At 54.8% G+C, this 26,279-nt stretch carries 28 protein-coding genes; 16 read left to right on the top strand and 12 right to left on the bottom strand.

Annotated features, from left to right (window positions below; genetic code table 11):
* Positions 1-34: 34 nt before the first annotated feature.
* The 7 genes from murA to mlaF all read right to left on the bottom strand — a co-directional run bounded on the left by murA (position 35) and on the right by mlaF (position 4,828).
* On the bottom strand, positions 35-1,294 hold the full coding sequence (gene murA, locus ACTJJI_RS15450) for a UDP-N-acetylglucosamine 1-carboxyvinyltransferase (RefSeq protein WP_014833446.1): 1,260 nt from the start codon (positions 1,292-1,294) through the stop codon (positions 35-37).
* A gap of 50 nt (positions 1,295-1,344) precedes the next feature.
* Positions 1,345-1,599 carry a BolA family iron metabolism protein IbaG gene (gene ibaG / locus ACTJJI_RS15455; RefSeq protein ID WP_008501458.1) on the bottom strand — a complete coding sequence of 85 codons (255 nt, stop codon included), beginning with the start codon at positions 1,597-1,599 and terminating at the stop codon, positions 1,345-1,347.
* A 126-nt stretch (positions 1,600-1,725) separates the two neighbouring features.
* The gene (gene mlaB, locus ACTJJI_RS15460) at positions 1,726-2,019 is read right to left on the bottom strand and encodes a lipid asymmetry maintenance protein MlaB (protein WP_014833447.1); all 294 of its coding nucleotides are present in this window, start codon (positions 2,017-2,019) and stop codon (positions 1,726-1,728) included.
* A complete protein-coding gene (gene mlaC, locus ACTJJI_RS15465) occupies positions 2,019-2,654 on the bottom strand; it encodes a phospholipid-binding protein MlaC (RefSeq protein ID WP_013098933.1) in 636 nt (211 codons plus the stop codon). The genes mlaB and mlaC overlap by 1 nt, the downstream gene beginning before the upstream one ends.
* Positions 2,655-2,672: 18 nt before the next feature.
* Entirely contained in the window at positions 2,673-3,221 is a 549-nt protein-coding gene (gene mlaD / locus ACTJJI_RS15470) for an outer membrane lipid asymmetry maintenance protein MlaD (RefSeq protein WP_014833448.1), read from the bottom strand.
* A gap of 4 nt (positions 3,222-3,225) precedes the next feature.
* Positions 3,226-4,008 carry a lipid asymmetry maintenance ABC transporter permease subunit MlaE gene (gene mlaE, locus ACTJJI_RS15475; RefSeq protein WP_008501454.1) on the bottom strand — a complete coding sequence of 261 codons (783 nt, stop codon included), beginning with the start codon at positions 4,006-4,008 and terminating at the stop codon, positions 3,226-3,228.
* A gap of 7 nt (positions 4,009-4,015) precedes the next feature.
* On the bottom strand, positions 4,016-4,828 hold the full coding sequence (gene mlaF / locus ACTJJI_RS15480) for a phospholipid ABC transporter ATP-binding protein MlaF (protein ID WP_046887333.1): 813 nt from the start codon (positions 4,826-4,828) through the stop codon (positions 4,016-4,018).
* Between the two features lie 228 nt (positions 4,829-5,056).
* Between mlaF and ACTJJI_RS15485 the strand changes: the two genes are divergently transcribed.
* From ACTJJI_RS15485 to npr, 11 genes are all read left to right on the top strand, one after another.
* Positions 5,057-6,034: a calcium/sodium antiporter gene (locus ACTJJI_RS15485; protein ID WP_014833451.1), complete on the top strand. Its 978-nt coding sequence runs from the start codon at positions 5,057-5,059 to the stop codon at positions 6,032-6,034.
* A gap of 13 nt (positions 6,035-6,047) precedes the next feature.
* Positions 6,048-7,034 carry an arabinose-5-phosphate isomerase KdsD gene (kdsD, locus tag ACTJJI_RS15490; RefSeq protein ID WP_014833452.1) on the top strand — a complete coding sequence of 329 codons (987 nt, stop codon included), beginning with the start codon at positions 6,048-6,050 and terminating at the stop codon, positions 7,032-7,034.
* A gap of 14 nt (positions 7,035-7,048) precedes the next feature.
* Positions 7,049-7,615 carry a 3-deoxy-manno-octulosonate-8-phosphatase KdsC gene (gene kdsC / locus ACTJJI_RS15495; RefSeq protein WP_014833453.1) on the top strand — a complete coding sequence of 189 codons (567 nt, stop codon included), beginning with the start codon at positions 7,049-7,051 and terminating at the stop codon, positions 7,613-7,615.
* Positions 7,612-8,187: an LPS export ABC transporter periplasmic protein LptC gene (lptC, locus tag ACTJJI_RS15500; protein WP_047361205.1), complete on the top strand. Its 576-nt coding sequence runs from the start codon at positions 7,612-7,614 to the stop codon at positions 8,185-8,187. Before kdsC ends, lptC begins: the two co-directional genes overlap by 4 nt.
* Complete coding sequence (lptA, locus tag ACTJJI_RS15505; RefSeq protein ID WP_014833455.1) at positions 8,156-8,710, top strand: lipopolysaccharide ABC transporter substrate-binding protein LptA; 555 nt, start codon at positions 8,156-8,158, stop codon at positions 8,708-8,710. The genes lptC and lptA overlap by 32 nt, the downstream gene beginning before the upstream one ends.
* A gap of 6 nt (positions 8,711-8,716) precedes the next feature.
* Positions 8,717-9,442: an LPS export ABC transporter ATP-binding protein gene (gene lptB / locus ACTJJI_RS15510; protein WP_013098941.1), complete on the top strand. Its 726-nt coding sequence runs from the start codon at positions 8,717-8,719 to the stop codon at positions 9,440-9,442.
* A 47-nt stretch (positions 9,443-9,489) separates the two neighbouring features.
* Positions 9,490-10,923: an RNA polymerase factor sigma-54 gene (gene rpoN / locus ACTJJI_RS15515; RefSeq protein WP_014833456.1), complete on the top strand. Its 1,434-nt coding sequence runs from the start codon at positions 9,490-9,492 to the stop codon at positions 10,921-10,923.
* A 22-nt stretch (positions 10,924-10,945) separates the two neighbouring features.
* On the top strand, positions 10,946-11,233 hold the full coding sequence (hpf, locus tag ACTJJI_RS15520; RefSeq protein WP_013098943.1) for a ribosome hibernation promoting factor: 288 nt from the start codon (positions 10,946-10,948) through the stop codon (positions 11,231-11,233).
* 82 nt (positions 11,234-11,315) lie between these two features.
* Positions 11,316-11,807: a PTS IIA-like nitrogen regulatory protein PtsN gene (ptsN, locus tag ACTJJI_RS15525; protein WP_440654715.1), complete on the top strand. Its 492-nt coding sequence runs from the start codon at positions 11,316-11,318 to the stop codon at positions 11,805-11,807.
* 45 nt (positions 11,808-11,852) lie between these two features.
* On the top strand, positions 11,853-12,707 hold the full coding sequence (gene rapZ / locus ACTJJI_RS15530; RefSeq protein WP_013098945.1) for an RNase adapter RapZ: 855 nt from the start codon (positions 11,853-11,855) through the stop codon (positions 12,705-12,707).
* Positions 12,704-12,976 carry a PTS phosphocarrier protein NPr gene (gene npr / locus ACTJJI_RS15535; RefSeq protein ID WP_003861872.1) on the top strand — a complete coding sequence of 91 codons (273 nt, stop codon included), beginning with the start codon at positions 12,704-12,706 and terminating at the stop codon, positions 12,974-12,976. The genes rapZ and npr overlap by 4 nt, the downstream gene beginning before the upstream one ends.
* A gap of 39 nt (positions 12,977-13,015) precedes the next feature.
* On the opposite strand, the gene mtgA is transcribed toward npr, so the two are convergent.
* From mtgA to lptF, 5 genes are all read right to left on the bottom strand, one after another.
* Complete coding sequence (mtgA, locus tag ACTJJI_RS15540) at positions 13,016-13,741, bottom strand: monofunctional biosynthetic peptidoglycan transglycosylase (protein WP_047361203.1); 726 nt, start codon at positions 13,739-13,741, stop codon at positions 13,016-13,018.
* Entirely contained in the window at positions 13,738-14,391 is a 654-nt protein-coding gene (elbB, locus tag ACTJJI_RS15545; RefSeq protein ID WP_440654771.1) for an isoprenoid biosynthesis glyoxalase ElbB, read from the bottom strand. The genes mtgA and elbB overlap by 4 nt, the downstream gene beginning before the upstream one ends.
* Before the next feature lie 231 nt (positions 14,392-14,622).
* Entirely contained in the window at positions 14,623-16,956 is a 2,334-nt protein-coding gene (arcB, locus tag ACTJJI_RS15550; RefSeq protein WP_046887329.1) for an aerobic respiration two-component sensor histidine kinase ArcB, read from the bottom strand.
* A 135-nt stretch (positions 16,957-17,091) separates the two neighbouring features.
* A complete protein-coding gene (gene lptG / locus ACTJJI_RS15555) occupies positions 17,092-18,174 on the bottom strand; it encodes an LPS export ABC transporter permease LptG (protein WP_014833460.1) in 1,083 nt (360 codons plus the stop codon).
* On the bottom strand, positions 18,174-19,274 hold the full coding sequence (gene lptF / locus ACTJJI_RS15560) for an LPS export ABC transporter permease LptF (protein WP_014833461.1): 1,101 nt from the start codon (positions 19,272-19,274) through the stop codon (positions 18,174-18,176). The genes lptG and lptF overlap by 1 nt, the downstream gene beginning before the upstream one ends.
* Positions 19,275-19,540: 266 nt before the next feature.
* Between lptF and pepA the strand changes: the two genes are divergently transcribed.
* From pepA to ahr, 5 genes are all read left to right on the top strand, one after another.
* A complete protein-coding gene (gene pepA, locus ACTJJI_RS15565; protein WP_014833462.1) occupies positions 19,541-21,052 on the top strand; it encodes a leucyl aminopeptidase in 1,512 nt (503 codons plus the stop codon).
* Between the two features lie 119 nt (positions 21,053-21,171).
* A complete protein-coding gene (holC, locus tag ACTJJI_RS15570) occupies positions 21,172-21,615 on the top strand; it encodes a DNA polymerase III subunit chi (protein ID WP_008502815.1) in 444 nt (147 codons plus the stop codon).
* On the top strand, positions 21,615-24,470 hold the full coding sequence (locus tag ACTJJI_RS15575) for a valine--tRNA ligase (RefSeq protein WP_348579532.1): 2,856 nt from the start codon (positions 21,615-21,617) through the stop codon (positions 24,468-24,470). Before holC ends, ACTJJI_RS15575 begins: the two co-directional genes overlap by 1 nt.
* 123 nt (positions 24,471-24,593) lie before the next feature.
* Entirely contained in the window at positions 24,594-25,097 is a 504-nt protein-coding gene (locus ACTJJI_RS15580) for a GNAT family N-acetyltransferase (protein WP_046887328.1), read from the top strand.
* Positions 25,098-25,180: 83 nt separating this feature from the next.
* On the top strand, positions 25,181-26,200 hold the full coding sequence (ahr, locus tag ACTJJI_RS15585; protein WP_118283320.1) for an NADPH-dependent aldehyde reductase Ahr: 1,020 nt from the start codon (positions 25,181-25,183) through the stop codon (positions 26,198-26,200).
* The last annotated feature ends 79 nt before the right edge of the window (positions 26,201-26,279 follow it).

Raw genomic sequence — 26,279 nt, forward strand, 5'->3', positions numbered from 1 at the left:
CCCGGTCATTTCTGGCAGGGGGCTGCCGGAACGATTACTCGCCCTTCACACGCTCGATATTGGCACCCAGCGCGCGCAGTTTGTCTTCAATACGCTCGTAACCACGATCGATATGGTAGATACGATCCACAACCGTCGTTCCTTCCGCGATACAACCCGCTAATACCAGGCTCGCAGACGCACGCAGATCGGTAGCCATAACCTGCGCACCGGACAGTTTCTCAACGCCGTGGCAAATCACTGTGTTACTTTCGATCTCTGCATGAGCGCCCATACGGATCAGTTCCGGTACGTGCATGAAGCGGTTCTCGAAGATAGTCTCGGTGATCACACCGGTACCTTCCGCCACCAGGTTCAGCAACGTGAACTGTGCCTGCATATCGGTCGGGAATGCCGGATGCGGGGCCGTGCGAACGGTGACCGCTTTCGGACGTTTACCGTGCATATCGAGGCTGATCCAGTCTTCACCGGTTTCAATATCCGCGCCCGCTTCACGCAGCTTCGCCAGCACCGCATCCAGGGTGTCAGGTTGCGCATTGCGGCAAACAATCTTGCCGCCAGAAATAGCCGCTGCTACCAGGAAAGTCCCGGTTTCGATACGGTCTGGCAGAACGCGATAAACACCGCCGCCCAGGCGCTCAACGCCTTCGATGGTGATGCGATCGGTACCCTGGCCAGCGATTTTTGCGCCCAGCGCCACGAGGAAGTTTGCGGTATCCACAATTTCCGGCTCGCGCGCGGCGTTTTCAATGATGGTAGTACCTTCAGCCAGCGTCGCCGCAGACATAATAGTGACGGTTGCGCCAACGCTCACTTTGTCCATGACAATGTGCGCGCCTTTCAGACGGCCATTAACGGACGCTTTAACGTAACCTTCTTCCAGTTTGATCTCCGCGCCCAGCTTCTCCAGACCGAAGATGTGGAGATCAACAGGACGCGCGCCGATGGCGCAACCACCCGGTAGTGACACCTGTCCCTGGCCAAAACGCGCCACCAGCGGGCCAAGCGCCCAGATGGATGCACGCATGGTTTTCACCAGGTCGTAAGGTGCTGAGAAGTTGTTAACATTGCTGGCATCGATCCAGACGGAACCATTACGCTCGACTTTCGTCCCCAACTGGGTGAGCAACTTCATGGTGGTGTCGATATCTTTCAGCTTCGGTACGTTCTGAATTTCTACCGGCTCTTCCGCGAGCAACGCCGCAAAGAGAATCGGCAGCGCGGCGTTTTTCGCGCCAGAAATTGTGACTTCGCCCTGGAGGCGCGTTGGCCCCTGTACACGAAATTTATCCATGGTGTGCTCTCTTATAAATTCAACCGTGCTGCGGGCGCATCGCCCTCAGCTCAAAAACCGTTTAGTTTGCGATCGCGTGCCCACTCTTGCGGGGTGAACGCTTTAATCGACAGGGCGTGGATGCGGTTATCCGCAATATATTCCATCAGCGGCGCATAGACAGCCTGCTGTTTCTTCACACGGCTCATACCGTCGAACATCTCACCCACAGCAATAACCTGGAAGTGACTGCCATCGCCAGTGACGTGGGCTTCCTGAAGGGAGAGTGCATTCATCAGCACTGTCTGGATTTCATGATTTTCCATGGGTTCTTAATCATCTGATAGTGAAAACAAGCCCAACATCTTAGAGCAAAGTGGCGTCGTCTTAAACAAGCAAAAAGCCCCGACGATGAAACTGTCAGGGCTTTCAGAAGTAACGCGCTGAAAATATTAATGGGGCAGTACGTCCTGAGGGAGATTATAGAGCTGCGCCAGGGTCACGACATTATCGCTCGCACCGTGAAGCGTAACGGTTGCCCCCTGCTTTTTCCCCACCGCAACGAGGTGAGCAAGCAGCGCGATCCCTGCCGTATCCACCCGCGTGACGTGGCTTAAATCGATCAGCGTAACGCCCTGCATGGCTTCATGGCGCTTATCCCACAATGGGTTAAGCAGATCCTGATCGAGTTCTCCGGACAGTGTTAACGTCTCGCCCTCACGTGACCAGCTCAGTTGCTGCGACATTACTTCTTCTCGTCCAGGGTGATTTTCTGGCGAGAGATGGACTGCAGCTGGGCGGTCAGGCCATCGATGCCTTTGGTACGCAGCAGGTCGCTCCACTCATTCTGCTTAGTGGTGATCATGCTCACCCCTTCGGCGATCATGTCATACGCCTGCCAGTTGCCGGTCTGGCTGTTTTTACGCCACTGGAAATCCAGGCGAACCGGTGGACGACCGTTAGGATCGATGATTGTGACGCGAATAGGCACAATGGTGGCATCCCCCAGCGGCTGTTCAGGTGCAATCTGGTAGGTCTGGCCATGGTACATCGCCAGCGCCTGGCCGTAAGCCTGTTTCAGGTATTCACGGAATGCAGCAAAGTAGGCTTCACGTTGTGCAGGGGTAGCGTCTTTGTAATAACGCCCCAGCACCAGCGCACCGGCATATTTGATCTGCACATAAGGCAGCAGTTCCTGATCGACCACATCACGCAGATAATCAGGATTAGAACGAATTTTAGGCTGTTCGTTTTTAAGACGATCGAAGGTTTTCTTCGCGGCTTCGTCCATCAGTTTGTACGGGTTGCTCTGATCTGCAGCATGTGCTGCCGTAAGAGGGGCAATAACCAGCATGGCAACCATTAACAGTCGTTTAAACATGAATGACTTCTCCTGAAATTAATTCGTCGTGCCAGGTGTCGGTGCGACGTTGGTATGATCTTCAGTCTGCGCAGGGGCAGCATCGGACTTTTTATCATCTCCCTTACTGTTGTAAAGGAACTGACCAATCATATCCTCCAGCACCATCGCGGACTTGGTATCCTGGATCACGCTACCGTCTTTAAGAATAGTCGTTCCAAGCTCAGGATCTTCAAAGCCAACGTTCAGTGCCAGATATTGTTCGCCCAGCAGGCCAGAGGTGCGGATAGAAAGCGAGCTGGTGTCCGGGATATGGTTGTAACGCTCTTCAATATCCATCGCCACGCGCGGCAGATAGGTTTTCTCATCAAGCGTAATGTCAGACACGCGGCCGATCACCACGCCACCAATACGCACCGGTGAGCGCGCCTTCAGCCCGCCGATATTATCGAAAGTGGCATAGATGCGATAAGTCGGTTCGGTACGCACGGAAGTGATATCCGCCGCTCTCAGGCAGATAAACAGTGCGGCCAGCAGCGCCAGCAACAGGAACACGCCGACCCAAATTTCATTTTTTCTCGTTTGCATGAACTCAATTCCCAAACATCAGTGCGGTGAGCACAAAATCCAGACCCAGTACGGCCAGCGACGAATGTACGACAGTACGTGTAGTTGCACGGCTGATGCCCGCCGACGTCGGGATGGCATCGTAACCATTAAATAACGCAATCCAGGTGACCGTAATGGCAAATACCACGCTTTTAATCAAACAGTTAATCAGATCCATTCGCAGGTCGATGGCGTCCTGCATGGCAGACCAGAAGAAACCGGCATCAATGCCTTTCCAGTGAACGCCCACCAGCGAACCGCCCCAGATACCGACAGCCACAAACAGGATAGTCAGCAACGGTAAGGAGATAACCCCTGCCCAGAAACGGGGTGAGATAACACGACGCAGCGGATCGACCGCCATCATTTCCATACTGGAAAGCTGCTCGGTGGCACGCATCAGACCAATCTCAGCGGTTAACGCCGATCCTGCGCGTCCGGCAAACAGCAGTGCCGCCACAACCGGTCCCAGTTCACGCAGCAGCGAAAGCGCCACCAGCATCCCGAGGCTGGTTTCCGCACTGTAGGTCGTCAGAACCAGGTAGCCCTGCAGCCCCAGCACCATGCCGATAAACAGACCGGACACAATGATGATGAGCATCGACAGCACGCCGACGTTATAAAGCTGCCGCACCAGTAAAGGCGCATGCTTACGGAATTCCGGCTTGCCGACCAGCGCGTTGAATAACATCAATCCGGCGCGCCCGAACGTCCTGATGGTTTTTATGCCACGGTGTCCAAGAGCGGCCAACGCATTTAACAGCATGAGTGGCTTAACTCCCTATTCCCAATAAATCGTCACGATAGTCGCCCGCAGGATAGCGGAACGGCACAGGCCCATCCGCAATACCGTCGAGGAACTGCCGTACTCGCGGATCGCAGTTTTCCTGCAACGCCTGGGCGCTGCCGTGCGCGACGATCCTTTTGTCTGCCACAATGTAGGCATAGTCGGCAATACTCAACACTTCCGGCACATCGTGAGAAACCACAATGCAGGTGACGCCGAGCGCGCTGTTCAATTCAGAGATAAGCTTCACCAGCACACCCATCGTAATAGGATCCTGCCCGACAAACGGTTCGTCGAACATGATTAAATCGGGTTCTAAGGCAATGGCTCTCGCCAGCGCAGCGCGGCGCGCCATCCCGCCTGACAACTCTGACGGCATCAGTTTTGCGGCACCCCGCAGCCCTACCGCTTCCAGCTTCATCATCACCGTGCTTTTCAGCAGCTCCGGCGGAAGGTGCGTATGCTCGCGCAGCGGATAGGCGACATTATCGAAGACGTCCATGTCGGTGAACAAGGCCCCCGACTGAAAGAGCATGCTCATACGCTTGCGCACAGTATACAGGCGCGATCGCGACATCTCCGGAACGTTTTCACCGTCGAAGAGGATTTCACCGCTATCGGGTGGGATCTGCCCACCGATAAGTCGCAGCAGGGTCGTTTTACCGATCCCGGACGGTCCCATAATGGCAGTAATTTTGCCACGCGGGACGGTCAACGAAATATCATCAAAGATCAATCTGTTGCCGCGAGAAAAACTCACCCCACGGACATCGACTAAATTCGCCGTCGTTTGGCTCATTTACGGTTCCTTTCTTACCCTGCTTCATGCGAAGCGTGAAGCTTAAATCAGCCCTAAACCCCACATTTTTACAGAATATTAGCCGTAGAGGTTAGCGAAAGCTGGCATTTGTTTTACTTTTCCGGCGCATAAAGTCAAAATTAGGAATTCGTTACGTCTTAGGCTATATGCAGCGCTAACAATTCCCGCGCGGTGGACCGGCGAGTATACCTGAAGAAAGGACTTTTGATGCTTTTAGCAACAGCACTGTTAATAATTGGTTTACTTTTGGTGGTCTACAGTGCTGACCGTTTGGTATTTGCTGCATCGATCCTTTGCCGTCTGAGTGGCGTACCGCCTGTTGTCATCGGGATGACCGTTGTCAGTGTTGGCACCTCCCTGCCTGAAATCATCGTCTCTGTTACGGCATCGCTGCATGGTCAGATAGACCTTGCTGTCGGCACCGCGATTGGCTCTAACATCGTCAATATTCTGCTTATTTTAGGTCTGGCCGCGCTGCTGCATCCATTTCGCGTGCATTCTGATGTTCTGCGCCGGGAATTGCCGCTAATGTTAATCGTAAGCCTGCTGGCAGGATGCGTATTTTACGATGGCGTTCTCAGCTACAGTGACGGCATTTTCTTGTTGGCACTGGCGGTCATCTGGCTGCTGTATAGTGTTAAAATCGCCCGCCAGGCGGAAAAACAGGGACATGACAGCCTGACGCGTGAACAGGTCGCGGAACTGCCGCGTGAAGGCACGCTGCCGGTTGCGCTGCTCTGGCTGGGTGTCGCGTTAATCATCATGCCAATGGCAACACGCATGATCGTGGATAACGCGACGGTGCTGGCGAACTATTTCGCCATGAGCGAACTGACCATTGGCCTGACCGTCATCGCTATCGGTACCAGTCTGCCGGAACTGGCCACGGCCATCGCGGGCGCGCGTAAAGGTGAAGATGACATCGCCATCGGCAATATTATCGGTTCCAACATCTTTAATATCGCCATCGTCATGGGCCTGCCAGCCCTGATAACGCCTGGGCCGTTTAACCCGCTGGCCTTCTCACGTGATTACGGGGTGATGTTGCTGGTGAGCGTTATCTTTGCCCTGCTCTGCTGGCGGCGGCAAAGACAAATCGGCAAAGGCGCAGGCGCGCTGCTGACGGGTGGATTTATCGTATGGATGGCGATGCTGTACTGGCTTTCGCCTCTTCTCTCTGGGTAAACGGAAACGCATTATGTCGCAAATAGAATTGCAGCCGGGTTTTGACTTTCAGAAAGCAGGCAAAGACGTTCTGGAGATTGAACGTGAAGGTCTGGCGCAGTTAGATCAGTACATTAATCAGGATTTTAGTCTGGCCTGTGAGAAGATGTTCTACTGTGCCGGTAAAGTCGTGGTGATGGGGATGGGCAAGTCCGGTCACATTGGTCGCAAAATGGCTGCAACATTCGCCAGCACCGGAACCTCCTCATTCTTTGTACACCCAGGGGAAGCGGCACACGGCGATCTGGGCATGGTCACGCCGCAGGATGTCGTGATTGCCCTGTCGAATTCCGGTGAGTCCAATGAGATCCTGGCGCTGATTCCGGTTCTGAAGCGACTGCAGGTGCCACTCATCTGCATGACCAGCCGCCCGGAAAGCAGCATGGCGCGTGCGGCGGATATTCATCTCTGCGTGAAAGTGCCGAAAGAAGCCTGCCCGCTGGGCCTCGCACCGACGTCCAGTACCACCGCGGCGCTGGTGATGGGCGACGCGCTTGCCGTTGCGCTCCTTGAAGCCCGCGGTTTTACCCCTGAAGACTTCGCGCTGTCCCATCCTGGCGGTGCGCTGGGGCGGAAACTGCTGCTGCGGGTTAACGATATTATGCATACTGGCGATGAAATCCCTCACGTCAGTAAAGAGGCCTCCCTGCGTGATGCGCTGCTGGAAATCACCCGTAAAAATCTGGGCATGACGGTAGTGTGTGACGACCTGATGAAGATCGAGGGGATTTTCACCGATGGTGACCTGCGTCGCGTGTTTGACATGGGCGTGGATGTCCGCACTCTCGGTATTGCCGATGTGATGACGCCTGGCGGTATTCGCGTTCGCCCGGGCACGCTGGCGGTGGATGTGCTGAACCTGATGCAGTCCCGACATATCACCTCAGTGATGGTTGCCGATGGCGACCAGTTGCTGGGTGTGGTACATATGCATGATCTGCTGCGCGCAGGCGTAGTGTAATGAAGGATAAGACAATGAGTAATGCGGGTGCATCCCTTGCAACCTGTTATGGTCCGGTCAGTACCCAGGTAATGGCAAAGGCGGAAAACATCCGTCTGCTGATTCTGGATGTGGATGGCGTACTGTCCGATGGCCTGATTTACATGGGCAATAATGGTGAAGAGCTGAAAGCGTTCAACGTTCGCGATGGCTACGGTATTCGTTGTGCGCTCACATCGGGTATCGAGGTTGCCATCATCACCGGGCGAAAAGCTAAACTGGTAGAAGATCGCTGTGAAACGTTGGGCATTACCCATCTGTATCAGGGGCAATCCGATAAGATGGCGGCTTTCAACGATTTACTGGGTAAACTGTCTATCGCGCCAGAACAGGTGGCCTATGTCGGGGACGATCTGATTGACTGGCCGGTTATGGCCGAGATTGGCCTGAGTGTCGCGGTTGCGGATGCGCATCCGCTGCTGATCCCGCGGGCTGATTATGTTACCCACATCAATGGTGGCCGTGGTGCCGTACGTGAAGTCTGCGATCTGCTTCTGCTGGCGCAGGGTAAGCTGGATGAGGCCAAAGGGCAATCGATATGAGTAAAACCAGACGTTGGGTTATCATTCTGCTTTCGCTTGTCGCACTGATATTGATTGGCGTGAACCTTGCCGATCGTGACGATACGCAAACGGAAGTGATCAACAATAACGATCCAACCTATAAAAGCGATCACAGTGATACCGTAGTCTATAGCCCGGAAGGTGCGCTGAACTATCGCCTGATTGCCCAGCACGTTGAATATTTTTCAGATGACGGTATTTCGTGGTTTACCCAGCCGGTGATGACGACGTTTGATAAGGACAAAGTGCCGACGTGGTCAATTAAGTCTGACCGGGCAAAACTGACAAATGACCGTATGCTTTATCTCTATGGCCACGTTGAAGTCAACGCCCTGACCGCTGACGCACAACTGCGCAAAATTACGACAGATAATGCCCAGATCAACCTGGTAACCCAGGATGTGACGTCGCAGGATCTGGTTACTCTGTACGGCACAACATTTAATTCCAGCGGTTTAAGAATGCGCGGGAACTTACGCAGCAAAAACGCCGAGCTGATTGAAAAGGTTAGAACCTCCTATGAAATTCAAAACAAACAAACTCAGCCTTAAAGTAATTATCGCCAGCGCGATGCTGGCGGCCAGTCTTCCCGCGCTTGCTGTTACTGGCGATACTGAACAGCCGATCCATATCGAGTCCGATACACAGTCTCTTGATATGCAGGGTAATGTCGTTACCTTTACCGGCAACGTCGTCGTGACCCAGGGCACCATCAAGATTAACGCCGATAAGGTGGTCGTTACCCGTCCAGGTGGCGAACAGGGCAAAGAGATCATTGATGGCTACGGCAACCCGGCCACGTTCTACCAGATGCAGGACAACGGCAAACCGGTGAAAGGTCATGCCAGCCACATGCATTATGAACTGGCGAAAGATCTGGTCATCCTGACCGGCAACGCCTATCTGGAACAGCTCGATAGCAATATCACCGGTGACAAGATCACCTATCTGGTGAAAGAGCAAAAAATGCAGGCCTCCAGCGAGAAAGGCAAACGTGTCACCACCGTGCTGGTGCCGTCTCAGCTGCAGGACAAAGGCAAGGGCCAGGCCCCGGCACAGAAGAAGAGTAACTAATTCGTTATGGCAACATTAACTGCAAAAAATCTCGCGAAGGCCTACAAAGGCCGCCGTGTCGTGGAAGATGTCAGTCTGACCGTCAACTCCGGCGAAATTGTTGGCCTGCTTGGCCCTAACGGTGCGGGTAAAACCACGACCTTCTACATGGTCGTCGGTATTGTCCCGCGCGATGCCGGTAACATCATCATTGATGATGAAGACATCAGCCTTCTGCCGCTGCATGCGCGCGCGCGTCGTGGTATTGGCTACCTGCCGCAGGAAGCCTCTATTTTCCGTCGCCTGAGCGTCTTCGATAACCTGATGGCCGTTCTGCAAATTCGTGACGATCTGACCAGCGAGCAGCGTCAGGATCGCGCCAACGAGCTGATGGAAGAGTTTCACATTGAACACCTGCGTGACAGCCTCGGTCAGGCGCTGTCCGGGGGGGAACGCCGCCGTGTTGAAATTGCACGCGCGTTGGCCGCAAATCCGAAGTTTATCCTGTTGGATGAACCGTTTGCGGGTGTTGACCCGATCTCCGTTATCGACATTAAACGTATTATTGAGCACCTGCGCGACAGCGGGCTTGGCGTGTTGATCACCGACCACAACGTCCGTGAAACACTGGCCGTCTGCGAACGCGCCTACATTGTGAGCCAGGGCAATCTGATCGCCCACGGTACGCCGCAACAGATCCTCGAAGATGATCATGTTAAGCGCGTCTATCTTGGGGAAGACTTCAGACTCTGATAGGGTAGAGGTAACGTAACGCCGAACCGGAGAAAAATGCTCTGAACATGAAGCAAGGTTTGCAATTAAGGCTCAGCCAACAACTGGCGATGACGCCGCAGCTACAGCAGGCGATTCGCCTGTTGCAACTGTCCACATTAGAACTCCAGCAGGAGCTCCAGCAAGCGCTGGACAGCAATCCGCTGCTGGAGCAAGCCGATCTTCATGACGAGGTAGACACCCAGCAAGCGCAGGACACGGAAACCCTTGATACCGTTGATGCTCTCGAACAAAAAGAGATGCCGGACGAGCTTCCACTGGATGCCAGCTGGGATGAAATCTACACCGCCGGGACCCCTTCCGGAACGCGTGCAGACTACCAGGATGACGAGCTACCTGTCTATCAGGGTGAAACCACCCAGTCACTGCAGGATTACCTGATGTGGCAAGTGGAGCTGACCCCCTTCTCCGATACCGATCGTGCGATTGCCACGTCCATTGTCGATGCCGTAGACGACACCGGCTATCTGACCGTCACGCTCGACGATATTCTGGAAAGCATGGGCGATGACGAGATTGAACTCGAAGAGATAGAAGCCGTTCTGAAGCGCATTCAGCGTTTCGACCCGGTGGGTGTGGCGGCAAAAGATCTGCGCGACTGCCTGCTGATCCAGCTTTCGCAGTTCAGTAAAGAGACGCCCTGGATCGATGAGGCCCGCTTAATCATCAGCGATCATCTGGATCTGCTGGCTAACCATGATTTCCGTACCCTGATGCGCGTTACGCGTCTGAAAGAAGAGGTGCTGAAAGAGGCGGTTAACCTGATCCAGTCGCTCGATCCTCGCCCCGGTCAGTCTATCCAGACCAGCGAACCTGAATACGTCATTCCGGATGTGCTGGTCAGAAAACACAATGGCCGCTGGGTCGTTGAACTCAACTCAGACAGCATTCCTCGCCTGCAAATCAATCAGCAATACGCCTCCATGTGTACCAGCGCACGTAACGACTCCGACAACCAGTATATTCGTAGCAACCTGCAGGAAGCGCGATGGTTAATCAAAAGTCTGGAGAGCCGGAATGATACGCTGCTGCGCGTGAGCCGTTGCATCGTTGAACAGCAGCAAGCTTTCTTTGAGCAGGGCGAAGAGTATATGAAACCGATGGTGCTGGCGGATATCGCCCAGGCCGTCGAGATGCATGAATCAACCATTTCCCGCGTGACCACGCAGAAGTATCTGCACAGTCCTCGCGGCATATTTGAGCTTAAGTATTTCTTCTCCAGCCATGTGAACACCGAAGGTGGGGGCGAAGCCTCCTCAACGGCGATTCGTGCCCTGGTGAAGAAGTTGATCGCCGCGGAAAACCCCGCGAAGCCACTGAGCGACAGTAAGTTAACCACCATGCTGTCCGACCAGGGTATTATGGTGGCACGTCGTACTGTTGCGAAGTATCGAGAGTCTTTATCCATTCCGCCGTCTAACCAGCGTAAACAGCTGGTCTGACACAACCGATAAGGAAGACACTATGCAGCTCAACATCACTGGACAAAACGTCGAGATTACTGAGGCCTTGCGCGACTTTGTGAATACTAAGTTCGCGAAACTTGAACAGTATTTCGAAAGGATCAATCAGGTCTATATTGTGTTGAAAGTGGAAAAAGTGACTCATATCTCGGATGCAACCCTGCATGTCAATGGGGGCGAACTCCACGCCAGTGCGGAAGGGCAAGACATGTACGCTGCTATCGACGGCTTGATTGATAAGCTTGCACGACAGCTCAATAAACATAAAGATAAACTGAAACAACACTAATTGTCCGGGCAGTTAACGGGTGCAGGAAGGCCTGTTGTGGAACACAACAGGCCATTTGTACAGTTAGCGCTTAGGTGAAATTATGATGAACAACGATTCCGCTCTTCAATTGAGCAATGTCCTTAACCAGGAATGTACCCGCAGTGGCGTTCACTGCCAGAGCAAAAAACGTGCCCTGGAAATTATCAGTGAACTGGCCGCAAAACAGCTGGGCCTGCCGCCGCAGGTCGTGTTCGAAGCCATCCTGACCCGTGAAAAAATGGGCAGTACCGGTATCGGCAACGGCATTGCGATCCCGCATGGCAAACTGGAAGAGGACACCCTGCGTGCCGTCGGTGTGTTTGTGCAACTGGAAACGCCTATTGCCTTTGATGCCATCGATAACCAGCCCGTTGATCTCCTCTTCGCGCTGCTGGTTCCTGCCGACCAGACGAAAACCCATCTGCATACACTTTCACTGGTCGCTAAACGCCTGGCCGATAAAATCATCTGCCGTCGACTGCGCTCAGCGCAAAGTGATGAAGAGCTCTATCAAATTATCACTGAAGCAGAAGGCAGTCAGGATGATGCGTAACCAGGAGATGGCCTTCACATCTGTTGTCCTGAGGAGAAACGGAACATGGTGCTGATGATTGTCAGTGGCCGTTCGGGGTCGGGGAAATCCGTGGCCCTGCGCGCGCTGGAAGACATGGGTTTTTACTGCGTAGATAACCTGCCGGTGGTACTGCTGCCCGAGCTGGCGCGCACCCTTGCAGACAGACAAATCTCTGCCGCCGTCAGCATCGACGTCCGTAACATGCCTGAATCGCCAGAAATCTTTGAACAGGCGATGAGTAACCTGCCGGACACGTTTTCGCCTCAGCTGCTGTTCCTTGACGCTGACCGCAACACGCTCATCCGTCGCTACAGCGATACCCGTCGTTTGCACCCGCTTTCCAGCAAGAACCTCTCTCTGGAGAGCGCAATCGACGAAGAGAGCGACCTGCTGGAGCCGCTGCGCTCACGCGCCGATTTGATTGTCGACACCTCAGAAATGTCCGTTCACGAGCTGGCAGAAATGCTGCGCACCCGTTTACTGGGCAAACGCGAGCGTGAGCTGACGATGGTCTTTGAGTCATTCGGCTTTAAGCACGGTATTCCTATCGATGCGGATTACGTTTTCGACGTGCGCTTCCTGCCAAACCCGCACTGGGATCCGAAACTGCGTCCGATGACCGGTCTGGATAAACCCGTCGCGGCGTTCCTCGACAGGCACACAGAAGTTCACAATTTTATCTACCAGACGCGAAGCTACCTTGAGCTATGGTTACCTATGCTGGAGACAAACAATCGTAGCTATCTGACGGTGGCGATTGGCTGTACCGGCGGTAAACATCGTTCGGTCTACATCGCCGAACAGCTGGCCGACTATTTCCGTTCGCGCGGAAAGAACGTTCAGTCCCGTCATCGCACGCTGGAAAAACGTAAAACATGACCGTAAAACAGACCGTTGAGATCACCAATAAGCTGGGCATGCACGCGCGCCCGGCGATGAAGCTGTTTGAACTGATGCAGGGTTTCGATGCGGAAGTTCTGCTGCGAAATGATGAAGGGACCGAAGCGGAAGCAAACAGCGTCATTGCGCTGCTGATGCTGGACTCCGCCAAAGGTCGCCAGATTGAAGTCGAAGCCACCGGTCCCCAGGAAGAAGAAGCGCTGGCGGCAGTCATTGCACTGTTTAACGCCGGGTTCGACGAAGATTAAGGTCTGCTATTCAGGCGGGTGGCGCTGCGCTTACCCGCCCTACATTAATTTATTGCGCTCCATAAAACCTTCCCCTCCCAACTGACGCATCTGGCGCATGATCCACGCCTGACGGCTTCGCACGTATCCTGACGGAGCGTTGGCCTTAAAGCGGATAGGATTTGGTAAGACGGCGGCCAGGAGCGCCGCTTCAGACATACTCAGTCGGCTGGCCGGTTTATTGAAATAGCGCTGCGCGGCGGCCTCCACACCGAATACACCGTCACCAAACTCAGCGATATTGAGATAGACGGTCAGAATGCGTTTTTTGCTCCAGACCGTTTCCATCCCCAGCGTCAACCCCGCCTCCAGCCCTTTGCGCACCCAACTGCGGCCGTCCCACAGGAACAGATTCTTTGCCGTCTGCTGCGATAATGTCGATGCGCCACGCACGCGGTTTTCATGACGTTCGTTATGCGCCAGCGCTTTCTCGATTGCCGCCACGTCAAACCCCCAGTGCACCGGGAATTTCTGGTCCTCTGCGGCAATCACGGCCAGCCCCATATAAGGCGAGATCTCACTCATGCTTACCCAGTCCGAGTGGGCGACATAGCTGAAATCACCGGTGAACCATGCCCCAAGCTGACGCTCGACCATCACGGCAGAAAACGGTACCGGCATAATGCTGAATAAGGCGAGTCCACCGCCCCAGAACACCGCCAGCACAAGAACAATGCGCAACAGAATACGTTTCACCCATGCGCCTGCACCGAATTTACGACTCATTCAGTCAGCACCAGCACTCTGGCCACCAGCTTTTCGATGCCCGTCGCGGCCTCGGCAATATTCTGCGCCAGCATCCAGGCAGGGGTGGTGACGATCTTGTTGTCTTCATCCACCACAATGTCATCCACCGGACAAGGGACGTGCTCGCCGCCCATCTCCTCGATGATTTCGGCGGTATCAATGTCGGTGCCGATCGTCAGACGCAGCGGGAAATCAAAGATTTTTGGCAGCATCGCCGGCGCGATACAGATAAAGCCCAGCGGTTTACCCGCCGCATGCATCGCCTGTGATAACGCTTTCAGCTGGGGATCGATCTGACACGCCGTCCCTTCTGAAGCAAAGGTACTGAGATTTTTGGCCGCGCCAAATCCGCCCGGCACGATTAACGCGTCGAGCTCTGTCGCATCCGCCTGAATAAGAGGGTGAACATTGCCACGCGCTATACGCGCCGCTTCGATCAGTACGTTACGGGTTTCCGCCATGGGTTCGCCGGTCAGATGATTAATCACATCAGCCTGTTTTTTGTCCGGTGCGAAACAGATCGCTTCTGCTCCCTGCCTTGCCAGGGCCAGCAGCGTGATGACGGCTTCATGTATTTCGGAACCATCGTAAACACCGCATCCGCTCAGTACGACACCAATCTTTTTCATCATGACGTTCCTTCTTTGCAACTCGCTGAAGCACATAATTAATTTTGATTAAAACGCTATGCTTCACACATTTCACTGATTCATGTAACAAATCATTTAAGATTTGCTATCTTATCTGCGTGCGGCCTAAATTTTCAGGCGGCGCCCATGCGAAAACAACACGAAAAATCAGGCGCAGCCACGATTTCCCTGGTGTTGGCGCAGTATTCGCGCACCCCGGTTAAGCCGGGGTCATTTTTTTCTGGCATCCACCCAGGCTTTAAGCACCGCCACATCGTTCTGCCACTCTTGTTTCATCTCTTCGACCCAATCACCCACGTTATCTTCCCATGCTGGTAAATCAGGTGACTGAATCTGTTGACCCAATTGCTGCAGGTGGCGTAACCCGACAGAGCCAGCGGCGCCTTTGATCTTATGTCCTTCTTCCACAATCCCTTTCTGATCGCGCGCGGTCAGGTTGGACTCCAGTACGTTCAGGTAGCCCGGCATCATTTTTTCGAACACGGCCAGACCGTCGGTAATCAGTTTGGGGCCGACCAGGTCGATGTACTGTTCCAGCATGGCAGTATCCAGAATCGTTTGGGCTTTGGCGCTATCAACAGACGTCATGGTGCTCTCCTCTTCATCATGGGTATCCCAGAACTTCTTGATCATGGCGGTCAGAGCAGGCACCGCCAGCGGCTTGCTGAGCACATCATCCATACCGGCATCGAGGTACTCTTTTTTATCTTTCAGTACGTTGGCCGTCAACGCGACCAGAGGCGGCAGTTCATCGGCCGCGTACTGCGTTGTCAGCGCGCGGGAAATATCCAGCCCGGTCATGTCCGGTAGCTGAATATCCAGCAGAACGAGGTCATACTCGCCCGGTTTAAACATCTCCAGCGCGGCTTTACCGGTCATCGCCACGTCCACGCTGTTACCCAGTTTTTCCAGCACAGAGCGCGCCACAATCACGTTTAACTCGATGTCCTCCACCAGCAGGACATGCAGTGCCGGGAGCGGCATATCATCATGTTCGAAGGTATCCTCAACCTCTTCCGCCACCGCCGGAGCATGCACCGTCAGGGTAAAGGTTGAGCCTTTGCCCGCCTGGCTGGACACGGTGATATCACCGCCCATGCTTTTCGCGAGCCGTTTCGATACCGCCAGGCCAATCCCCGTACCAGTGGCTGGCTTACCGCCGTTGCTGTCCTTCACCTGGTAATACATGGCAAAGATTTTGTCCTGCTCTTCCTGCGGAATGCCAATCCCGGAGTCTTCCACCTCAAAGTGCAGCATGTCTCCTTCGTCATAACGGATACGCACCGCCACCTGACCCTTCTGGGTAAATTTCACCGCGTTGCTGATCAGGTTCCACAGGATCTGACGCAGACGCGTGCCGTCCGTGACCACTTTGTGCGGCAGCGGCAGGGTTGGCTCCATGACAAAGCGTAATCCCTTCTGCTGCGCCTGCAGGCCGGACAGGTTTTCCAGATCGGCAAGGAAGCTGGTGAAATCAACCGGCTGGTTATCCAGCTGGACTTTACGGCGCTCCATCTTATCCATGTCGATAATATCGTTGAAGATATTCCCCAGCGTGACCGCCGAGACATGGATCGTTTTGAGGTATTTCTCCTGCTCCGCCGTCAGGTCGGTGTCCAGCAGAATACGGCTTAAGCCAACGATGCCGTTTAACGGCGTACGCAGTTCATGGCTGATGGTGGAGATGAAGGTGGTCTTATCGCGGCTGGCACGCTCAAGGGCATCCTGATAGCGCTTACGTTCGGTAATATCGCGGCCAAAGCCCATCAGGCCATGACGTTTCCCGACGCGGTCGTAGTACGGCACTTTACGGATCTCAAAGCACGCTTTGCGCCCGTCCGGGTAATCCAGCCACTGTTCATAGGTCAGCGAGACGTTGTGGCGGAAGACTTTTTCATCCGTCTCCATGACCTTGGCAGCCGCCTCTTCAGAATAGACATCCTGCGGCTTCAGGTGAATCAGCTGCTTTTCACTTTTGCCGGTCAGCAGCTCCATCGCCCGGTTACAGCCAGAGAACTCTTTGTCTTCGTTACGGTAGAAAACCAGATCCGGTGAAGCATCGAGGAACGAACGCAGGAAAGAGGATTGCTGCTCAAGCTGAATCTGCGTCACCTCGCGCTCTTTCATTTCGATTTTCAGCTGCTCCAGCGTTGCCTGACGCTCGGCTTCCGCCTTCTCACGATCCGAAATCTCCTGGTTAAGCTGGGCGATATTGTCTTTCAGCTGCACGTTGAGCTTCAGATCGCGCTCGCGCATCTCTTCCAGCTTATCGACCAGCTTTGACAGGCGCTGGCGGGACTCTTCCAGTTGCTCCACGACGACAGAGAGGAAATAGACCGCCCAGGGGGTGATCAGCAAACCGAAGAAGATAGAGCGGATCACGTCGATACTCTCGACCTGACCATGTAACACCATGGTCACGGCCATTTGTACCACAATGGCCAGAACAACCAGCGCCAGCGCCAGCAGCATGGAGAAACGCACCAGCCCGAGCTTCATCATCAGGTCGACGTAGTACTGGGCAAGCATTCGAATTTGCTTCATAGAGGATCCCTTCACGACTTTATCGCTCAATAATACTCAAATTCGCGGCGCGGCGTTGAAGGTTGTGAGAAAAAGTGCGGGGTGAAACAGGAGATTAGCCTCGCTTCCGGCTAACCGGAAGCGAGGAGAGGACAATCAGGAGCGTTTCAGAAGCAGCCAGAGGCTGATCAGCAGGAAGCTGGCGCTCGGCAGCAGCGCACCAATAATCGGCGGGATGCCGTAAACCAGCGTCAGCGGGCCGAAAATCTGATCGAGGACGTAGAATACAAAACCGAAGCTGATACCGGTGACCACACGAACACCCATCGGCACGCTACGTAACGGGCCGAAGATAAACGACAGAGCCATCAGCATCATCACCGCCACGGACATCGGCTGGAAGATTTTGCTCCACATGTTGAGCTGATAGCGTCCGGCATCCTGCCCGCTCGACTTCAGGTATTTCACATAGTTGTGCAATCCGCTGATGGAGAGTGCATCCGGATCCAGCGCCACGACACCCAGTTTGTCCGGCGTGAGGTTGGTTTTCCACGTCCCGGACACCGTCTGAGAACCGGTGATCTGTTTTGGATCCGTCAGGTCAGACTCGTCAACCTGGGATAACCGCCACTGCTTGTGTTCAGGGTCAAATTTCGCCGACGATGCGTGACGAACAGACTGTAAACGACGCTGATCATTGAAGGCATAAATACTCACGCCGCCCAGTTCATCATCGCCTTTCACCCGTTCGATATAGACAAAGTTATGGCCGTCTTTCGCCCACAGCCCTTGCTGTGTCGAGAGCAGCGAACCACCGTACATTGCCTGCGCACGATAGTTACGCGCCATCTGCTCACCCTGCGGCGCCACCCACTCGCCAATCGCCATGGTTAACAGCACCAGCGGGATCGCGGTTTTCATGACTGACAACGCCACCTGCATACGGGTGAAGCCCGAAGCCTGCATCACAACCAGCTCGCTGCGTTGTGCCAGCATCCCCAGCCCCAGCAGCGCGCCCAACAGGGCGGCCATCGGGAAGAAAATCTGCACATCTTTTGGCACGCTGAGCAGGGTATACATCCCTGCGCCCAGCGCGTCGTAGCTCCCTTGCCCGGCTTTTTTCAACTGATCGACAAATTTGATAATGCCGGAGAGCGACACCAGCATGAACAACGTCATCATGATGGTGGTGAAAATGGTTTTACCGATATAGCGATCAAGAACGCCAAACGCCTGCATTAGATGGCTCCTTTACGCGAGAATCGGGCACGAAGGCGGCGCACTGGCACCGTATCCCACAGGTTTAATCCCAGCGCCAGCAGGATGTACAAACTGTTGACGGCCCACGTCCAAACCATCGGATCCAGCTTGCCCTTAGCACCGTTGGAGCGAATCGAGGTCTGCAGCAGGAAGTAGATCAGGTACAGCAGCATCGCCGGCAGCATCGAGAGCACGCGTCCCTGACGCGGGTTCACCACGCTCAGCGGAACGACGATCAATGCCATCATAAAGACGGTGAATACGAGAGTGACACGCCAGTGGAATTCCGCACGCGCACCGTCGGTGTTGGTATTCCACAGGGTGAGCATATCCATCTGATCGGTATCGCTTGGATCCAGCGCTACAGCCTGATGGCCGATAATGGCCTGATAGTTCTGGAAATCCGTAATACGGAAGTCACGGAGCATCGCGGTACCTTCAAAACGGGTGCCTTTATTCAGCGTCACGATTTGGGAACCATCTTTGCGCTGAGCAAGCTGGCCGGAGTCAGCCACGACAACCGACGGCCGCGCGTTTCCTTTGGTACGCAACTGCGCAAGGAAGACGTCGTTGAATTTACTGCCGTCGACGCTCTCAATAAACAGCACCGAGTTACCGTCAGTCGCCTGCTGGAATTGCCCCTGCGCTAACGCCGCCATGCCAGGGTTCGCTTTCGCTTCGGCCAGCACTTCATCCTGATGACGAGAGGACATTGGGCCCGCCCACATCACATTCACCGCGGCGACGATCCCCGTGAACAGCGCCAGTATCATGGCGGCTTTCACCAGCACGGCCTTGCTCAGGCCGCAGGCATGCATCACCGTGATTTCACTCTCGGTGTAGAGCTTACCGAGCGTCATGAGCAGACCGAGGAAAAGACTTAGCGGCAGAATAAGCTGCGCCATTTCCGGGATCCCTAAACCAAGCAGGGAAAGCACCAGATTCGTTGGAATTTCGCCGTCAACGGCCGCACCGAGGATCTTAACCAGCTTCTGACAGAAAAAAATCAGCAACAGGATGAAGAGGATCGCCAGTTGGCTTTTGAGCGTCTCCCGCACCAGATATCTTATGATTATCACTTTAAATACGCCCGTAAAAACCCGTCTCTTTGCTGGAAAATCGCTTGTTTCATGGCTTAAACGTCATTTATTCTCTTGAGTCGTCGAAATCATCGCTAAGATTAAAACATCCGGCGGATTCACGCTTCAGGACTTTTTCTGACGTGTCGAAACCGTAATAACGTAAGATTAACACGAAGTCACCACAACAGCGGACTTGAGTTACGAAAGGTTTCAATTCTATCCGTAGCAGCCGCTGTTGTCTTTAAGATTCAGGAGCGTAGTGCATGGAGTTCAGTGTAAAAAGCGGTAGCCCGGAGAAACAGCGGAGTGCCTGCATCGTTGTGGGCGTCTTTGAACCACGCCGACTCTCCCCGATCGCCGAGCAACTCGATAAAATCAGTGACGGCTACATTAGCGCCCTGCTGCGCCGTGGCGAACTGGAAGGCAAACCTGGGCAGACGCTGTTGCTGCACCATGTTCCGAACGTGCTGTCCGAACGTATTCTGCTGATTGGCTGCGGCAAAGAACGCGAGCTGGATGAACGTCAGTATAAGCAGGTGATTCAGAAAACAATTAATACGCTGAATGATACCGGCTCTATGGAAGCCGTTTGCTTCCTGACTGAACTGCACGTCAAAGGTCGTAACACCTACTGGAAAGTGCGTCAGGCTGTCGAAACCGCAAAAGAGAGCCTGTACAGCTTCGATCAGCTCAAGACCAATAAAAGCGAGCCGCGTCGTCCGTTGCGTAAAATGGTCTTTAACGTGCCAACCCGTCGCGAACTGACCAGCGGCGAGCGCGCTATCCAGCATGGTCTGGCGATTGCCGCCGGGATTAAAGCCGCAAAAGATTTAGGCAACATGCCGCCTAATATCTGTAACGCCGCTTATCTGGCCTCTCAGGCGCGCCAGCTGGCTGATTCCTACAGTAAAAATGTCATCACCCGCGTCATCGGCGAACAGCAGATGAAAGAGCTGGGTATGCACTCTTACCTGGCGGTTGGCAACGGTTCGCAGAACGAATCCCTGATGTCGGTCATCGAATACAAGGGCAATCCGTCTGAAGACGCGCGTCCAATTGTGCTGGTCGGTAAGGGCCTGACCTTCGACTCCGGTGGTATCTCCATCAAGCCTGCCGAAGGCATGGATGAGATGAAGTACGACATGTGTGGCGCAGCGGCCGTTTACGGCGTGATGCGTATGGTGGCTGAACTGCAGTTACCCATTAACGTTATCGGCGTCCTGGCAGGCTGCGAAAACATGCCTGGTGGACGTGCTTACCGTCCGGGTGACGTCCTGACCACCATGTCCGGCCAGACCGTTGAAGTGCTCAACACCGATGCCGAAGGCCGCCTGGTGCTGTGCGACGTGTTGACCTACGTTGAGCGCTTCGAACCTGAAGCGGTGATCGACGTGGCAACCCTGACCGGTGCCTGCGTCATCGCCCTCGGTCACCACATCACCGGCCTGATGTCGAACCACAACCCGCTGGCGCACGAGCTTATCGGCGCGTCCGAACAAGCCGGTGACCGTGCATGGCGTCTGCCATTGGGTGACGAATACCAGGAACAGCTGGAGTCTAACTTTGCGGATATGGCGAACATCGGTGGCCGTCCTGGCGGTGCCATCACCGCGGGCTGCTTCCTGGCACGCTTCACACGCAAGTACAACTGGGCGCACCTGGATATTGCCGGCACCGCCTGGCGCTCCGGAAAAGCCAAAGGTGCAACCGGTCGTCCGGTTGCGCTGCTGTCGCAGTTCCTGCTCAATCGCGCCGGATTTAATGGCGACGAGTGATGTAACACGCCGGGTGGAGGTTACGCCTTACCCGGCCTACAACGCCACTCAACCGTAGGCCGGGTAAGCGGTAGCGCCACCCGGCTTTGCATTTGAATCCAAACTAAGAAGCCCCATATATGAAGAATGCAACGTTCTACCTTCTGGACAACGACACCCATCAGGATGGCCTCAGCGCCGTAGAACAGCTGGTGTGTGAAATTGCCGCAGAACGTTGGCGCGCAGGTAAGCGTGTGCTCATTGCCTGTGAAGATGAACAACAGGCGATTCGCCTGGACGAAGCGCTGTGGGCCCGCCCGCCGGAGAGTTTTGTTCCGCATAACCTGTCTGGCGAAGGTCCGCGCGGCGGCGCACCGGTAGAGATAGCCTGGCCGCAAAAGCGCAACAGCAGCGCGCGCGATATTCTGATTAGCCTGCGGATAGATTTTGCAGATTTTGCCACCGCTTTCACAGAAGTGGTAGACTTTGTCCCTTACGAAGAATCCTTGAAACAACTGGCGCGCGAACGCTACAAAGCGTACCGCCTGGCTGGTTTTAACCTGAATACGGCAACCTGGAAATAATGGAAAAGACATATAACCCACGCGATATCGAACAGCCGCTTTACGAGCACTGGGAACAGCAGGGCTATTTCAAGCCTAACGGCGATGAAAGCAAAGAGTCCTTCTGCATCATGATCCCGCCGCCGAACGTCACCGGCAGTTTGCATATGGGTCATGCCTTCCAGCAGACCATCATGGATACCATGATCCGCTACCAGCGCATGCAGGGCAAAAACACCCTGTGGCAGGCGGGGACTGACCACGCGGGTATCGCGACCCAAATGGTGGTTGAGCGTAAGATTGCCGCTGAAGAGGGTAAAACCCGTCACGATTACGGTCGCGACGCCTTTATCGATAAAATCTGGCAGTGGAAAGCAGAATCTGGCGGCACCATTACCCGTCAGATGCGCCGTCTCGGTAACTCCGTAGACTGGGAGCGCGAGCGTTTCACCATGGACGAAGGCCTTTCCAACGCCGTGAAAGAAGTGTTCGTCCGTCTGTACAAAGAAGACCTGATTTACCGTGGCAAACGCCTGGTAAACTGGGATCCGAAACTGCGCACCGCCATCTCTGACCTGGAAGTGGAGAACCGCGAGTCTAAAGGCTCCATGTGGCACATCCGCTATCCGCTGGCCGACGGCGCGAAAACCGCAGACGGTAAAGATTACTTAGTGGTGGCGACCACCCGTCCGGAAACCCTGCTGGGCGATACCGGCGTGGCCGTTAACCCGGAAGATCCGCGTTATAAAGATCTGATTGGCAAATTCGTGGTGCTGCCGCTGGTTAACCGCCGTATTCCGATTGTGGGCGATGAACACGCCGACATGGAAAAAGGTACCGGCTGCGTGAAGATCACCCCGGCACACGACTTCAACGACTACGAAGTAGGTCGTCGTCACGCCCTGCCAATGATCAACATTCTGACCTTCGACGGTGATATCCGCGAAAGCGCAGAAGTGTATGACACCAAAGGCAACGAATCCGACGTTTACTCAAGCGACATCCCGGCTGAGTTCCAGAAGCTGGAACGCTTTGCCGCGCGTAAAGCAATTGTGGCTGCCGTTGACGCCCTCGGCCTTCTGGAAGAAATTAAACCTCACGATCTGACCGTGCCGTACGGCGACCGCGGCGGTGTGGTTATCGAGCCAATGCTGACCGACCAGTGGTACGTGCGTGCCGACGTGCTGGCAAAACCGGCTGTTGAAGCGGTTGAAAACGGCAGCATTCAGTTCGTGCCAAAACAGTACGAAAACATGTACTTCTCCTGGATGCGCGATATTCAGGACTGGTGTATCTCCCGTCAGCTGTGGTGGGGTCACCGTATCCCGGCATGGTACGACAACGAAGGCAACGTGTACGTTGGCCGCAGTGAAGATGAAGTGCGTCAGGAAAACAACCTGAGCGCGGATATTGCCCTGCGTCAGGACGAAGACGTGCTGGATACCTGGTTCTCCTCCGCGCTGTGGACCTTCTCCACCCTCGGCTGGCCAGAGAACACCGACGCGTTGCGTCAGTTCCACCCAACCAGCGTGATGGTCTCCGGCTTCGATATTATCTTCTTCTGGATTGCCCGCATGATCATGATGACCATGCACTTCATCAAAGATGAAAACGGCAAGCCACAGGTTCCGTTCCATACCGTCTATATGACCGGTCTTATCCGTGACGATGAAGGCCAGAAGATGTCCAAATCCAAGGGCAACGTCATTGACCCGCTGGATATGGTTGATGGTATCTCCCTGGAAGAGCTGCTGGAAAAACGTACCGGCAACATGATGCAGCCGCAGCTGGCAGAGAAGATCCGCAAACGCACCGAGAAACAGTTCCCGAACGGGATTGAATCTCACGGTACCGACGCCCTGCGTTTCACCCTGGCAGCGCTGGCCTCCACCGGTCGCGATATCAACTGGGACATGAAGCGTCTGGAAGGTTACCGTAACTTCTGTAACAAACTGTGGAACGCCAGCCGCTTCGTGCTGATGAACACCGAAGATCAGGATTGCGGCTTCAACGGCGGCGAGATGATCCTGTCTCTGGCCGATCGCTGGATCCTGGCCGAGTTCAACCAGACGGTGAAAGCGTTCCGCGAGGCGCTGGACAGCTACCGCTTCGACATCGCGGCGGGCATTCTGTACGAATTCACCTGGAACCAGTTCTGTGACTGGTATCTGGAGCTGGCGAAGCCGGTCATGAACGGTGGAACGGAGGCGGAACTGCGCGGTACGCGTAACACGCTGATTACCGTGCTGGAAGGTCTGCTGCGTCTGGCGCATCCGGTCATTCCATTTATCACCGAAACCATCTGGCAGCGTGTGAAAGTGATTGCGGGTATCAACGCCGACACCATCATGCTGCAGCCGTTCCCGGAATTCGATGCTGCTAAAGTGGATGAAGCTGCCTCAGCGGATACCGAGTGGCTGAAGCAGGCGATCGTCGCTGTACGTAACATCCGTGCAGAAATGAACATCGCCCCGGGCAAACCACTGGAACTGCTCCTGCGCGGTTGCAGCGACGCGGCTGTTCGTCGTGTCACCGAGAACAACACCTTCCTGAAAACCATGGCGCGTCTGGAAAGCATCACCGTGCTGCCAGCCGATGACAAAGGTCCGGTCTCTGTGACAAAAATCATCGATGGCGCTGAGCTGCTGATCCCAATGGCGGGTCTTGTCGACAAAGATGCCGAGCTGGCTCGTCTGGCGAAAGAAGTGGCCAAAGTCGACGTGGAAATTGGCAAAATCGAAAGCAAACTGGCGAACGAAGGCTTTGTCGCCCGCGCGCCGGAAGCGGTCATCGCCAAAGAGCGTGAACGCCTGGTTGCTTTCGCCGATGCGAAAACCAAGCTGATTGAGCAGCAGGCGGTTATTGCGGCCCTGTAATGCTTTTACCCCTTACGCTTCAGGGCGTAAGGGGTACTCTTCCTGAAAACTCCTCGCTTGCACTCCCCTTTCTGCGGTGCTATTAACAGCAGTTGTGTGTCAATTTTTGTCATGAGTAATGCTATGAGCGTGATTACCCCCGTCGCGACGACGATGCGTCGGATCACTGAGCAGGACAACCCGGCGATTGCCGCCGTTATCCGCACCGTCTCTGCCGAGTATGGCCTGACGGCCGATAAAGGCTATACGGTTGCCGACCCGAATCTGGATGAGCTGTTTCAGCTGTACAGCCAGCCAGGCCACGCCTATTGGGTTATTGAGCAGAATGGCCAGGTGGTAGGCGGCGGCGGCGTTGCGCCGCTCAGCTGCAGCGAGCCGGATATCTGCGAATTGCAGAAAATGTATTTCCTGCCATCAGTTCGCGGGCAAGGCCTGGCGAAAAAACTGGCGCTGGTTGCACTCGAACATGCCCGCAATCAGGGTTTTACACGCTGCTACCTCGAAACAACCGCCTTCCTCAAAGAGGCCATCGGCCTGTATGAACATCTGGGCTTTCAGCATATCGATGCGCCGCTGGGCTGTACCGGCCACGTCGATTGCGAAGTCAGGATGCTGAAAACGCTGTAAATTGTGTTCCCGCCCTCTTCTGTTAAGCGGTGGTTAACTGAATGCTCTACACTCTCAGTTCACACCACAACGGGGGAAACACGATGTCGAAGATAAAAAGCTACGCCGCACCGCAGGCGGGTGCAGAACTTGAGCTGTACGAGTACGATGCGGGCGAACTAAAAGCAGAAGACGTCGAAGTACAGGTTGATTACTGCGGGATCTGCCACTCGGATCTCTCCATGATCGACAACGAATGGGGCTTTTCAAGCTATCCACTGGTCGCCGGACACGAGGTCATTGGCCGCGTCGTGGCGCTCGGTAGCGCTGCGCAGGACAAAGGCCTGAAAGTGGGCCAGCGCGTGGGTATTGGCTGGACCGCACGCAGTTGCGGTCATTGCGACGCCTGTATCAGCGGTAACCAGATCAACTGCCTTGAAGGCGCCGTGCCAACCATCCTCAACAAGGGCGGTTTTGCCGATAAACTGCGCGCCGACTGGCAATGGGTCATCCCGCTGCCGGAGAGCATTGATATCGAATCCGCCGGTCCGCTGCTGTGTGGCGGTATCACCGTCTTCAAGCCGCTGCTGATGCACCATATTACCGCCACCAGCCGTGTGGGCGTGATTGGCATCGGGGGTCTCGGTCATATTGCCATCAAGCTGCTGCACGCAATGGGCTGTGAAGTAACGGCGTTCAGTTCTAACCCGGCGAAAGAGCAAGAAGTGCTGGCGATGGGGGCAGATAAAGTGGTGAACAGCCGCGATCCGGAAGCCCTGAACGCGCTGGCAGGTCAATTCGATCTGATCATTAACACCGTTAATGTCGATCTCGACTGGCAGCCGTACTTTGAAGCGCTGGCCTACGGCGGTAACTTCCATACGGTGGGTGCCGTGCTGAAGCCGCTACCGGTTCCGGCATTTACCCTGATCGGCGGGGATCGCAGCGTGTCCGGCTCTGCAACCGGTACGCCGTACGAGTTGCGCAAACTGATGAAGTTCGCCGGGCGCACGAAAGTGTCTCCCACCACCGAACTCTATCCGATGTCGAAAATCAACGAAGCTATTCAGCACGTACGTGACGGCAAAGCCCGTTATCGCGTGGTGTTAAAAGCGGATTTTTGATGTGACATTTCCGGGGTATGTGCGGCCTGATACCCTCACCCCAACCCTCTCCCACGGGGAGAGGGCGCAAACACTAAAA

Origin of the sequence: Enterobacter sp. 22466 (assembly GCF_052044775.1) — a bacterium.
Classification (GTDB): Bacteria; Pseudomonadota; Gammaproteobacteria; order Enterobacterales; family Enterobacteriaceae; genus Enterobacter; species Enterobacter dissolvens.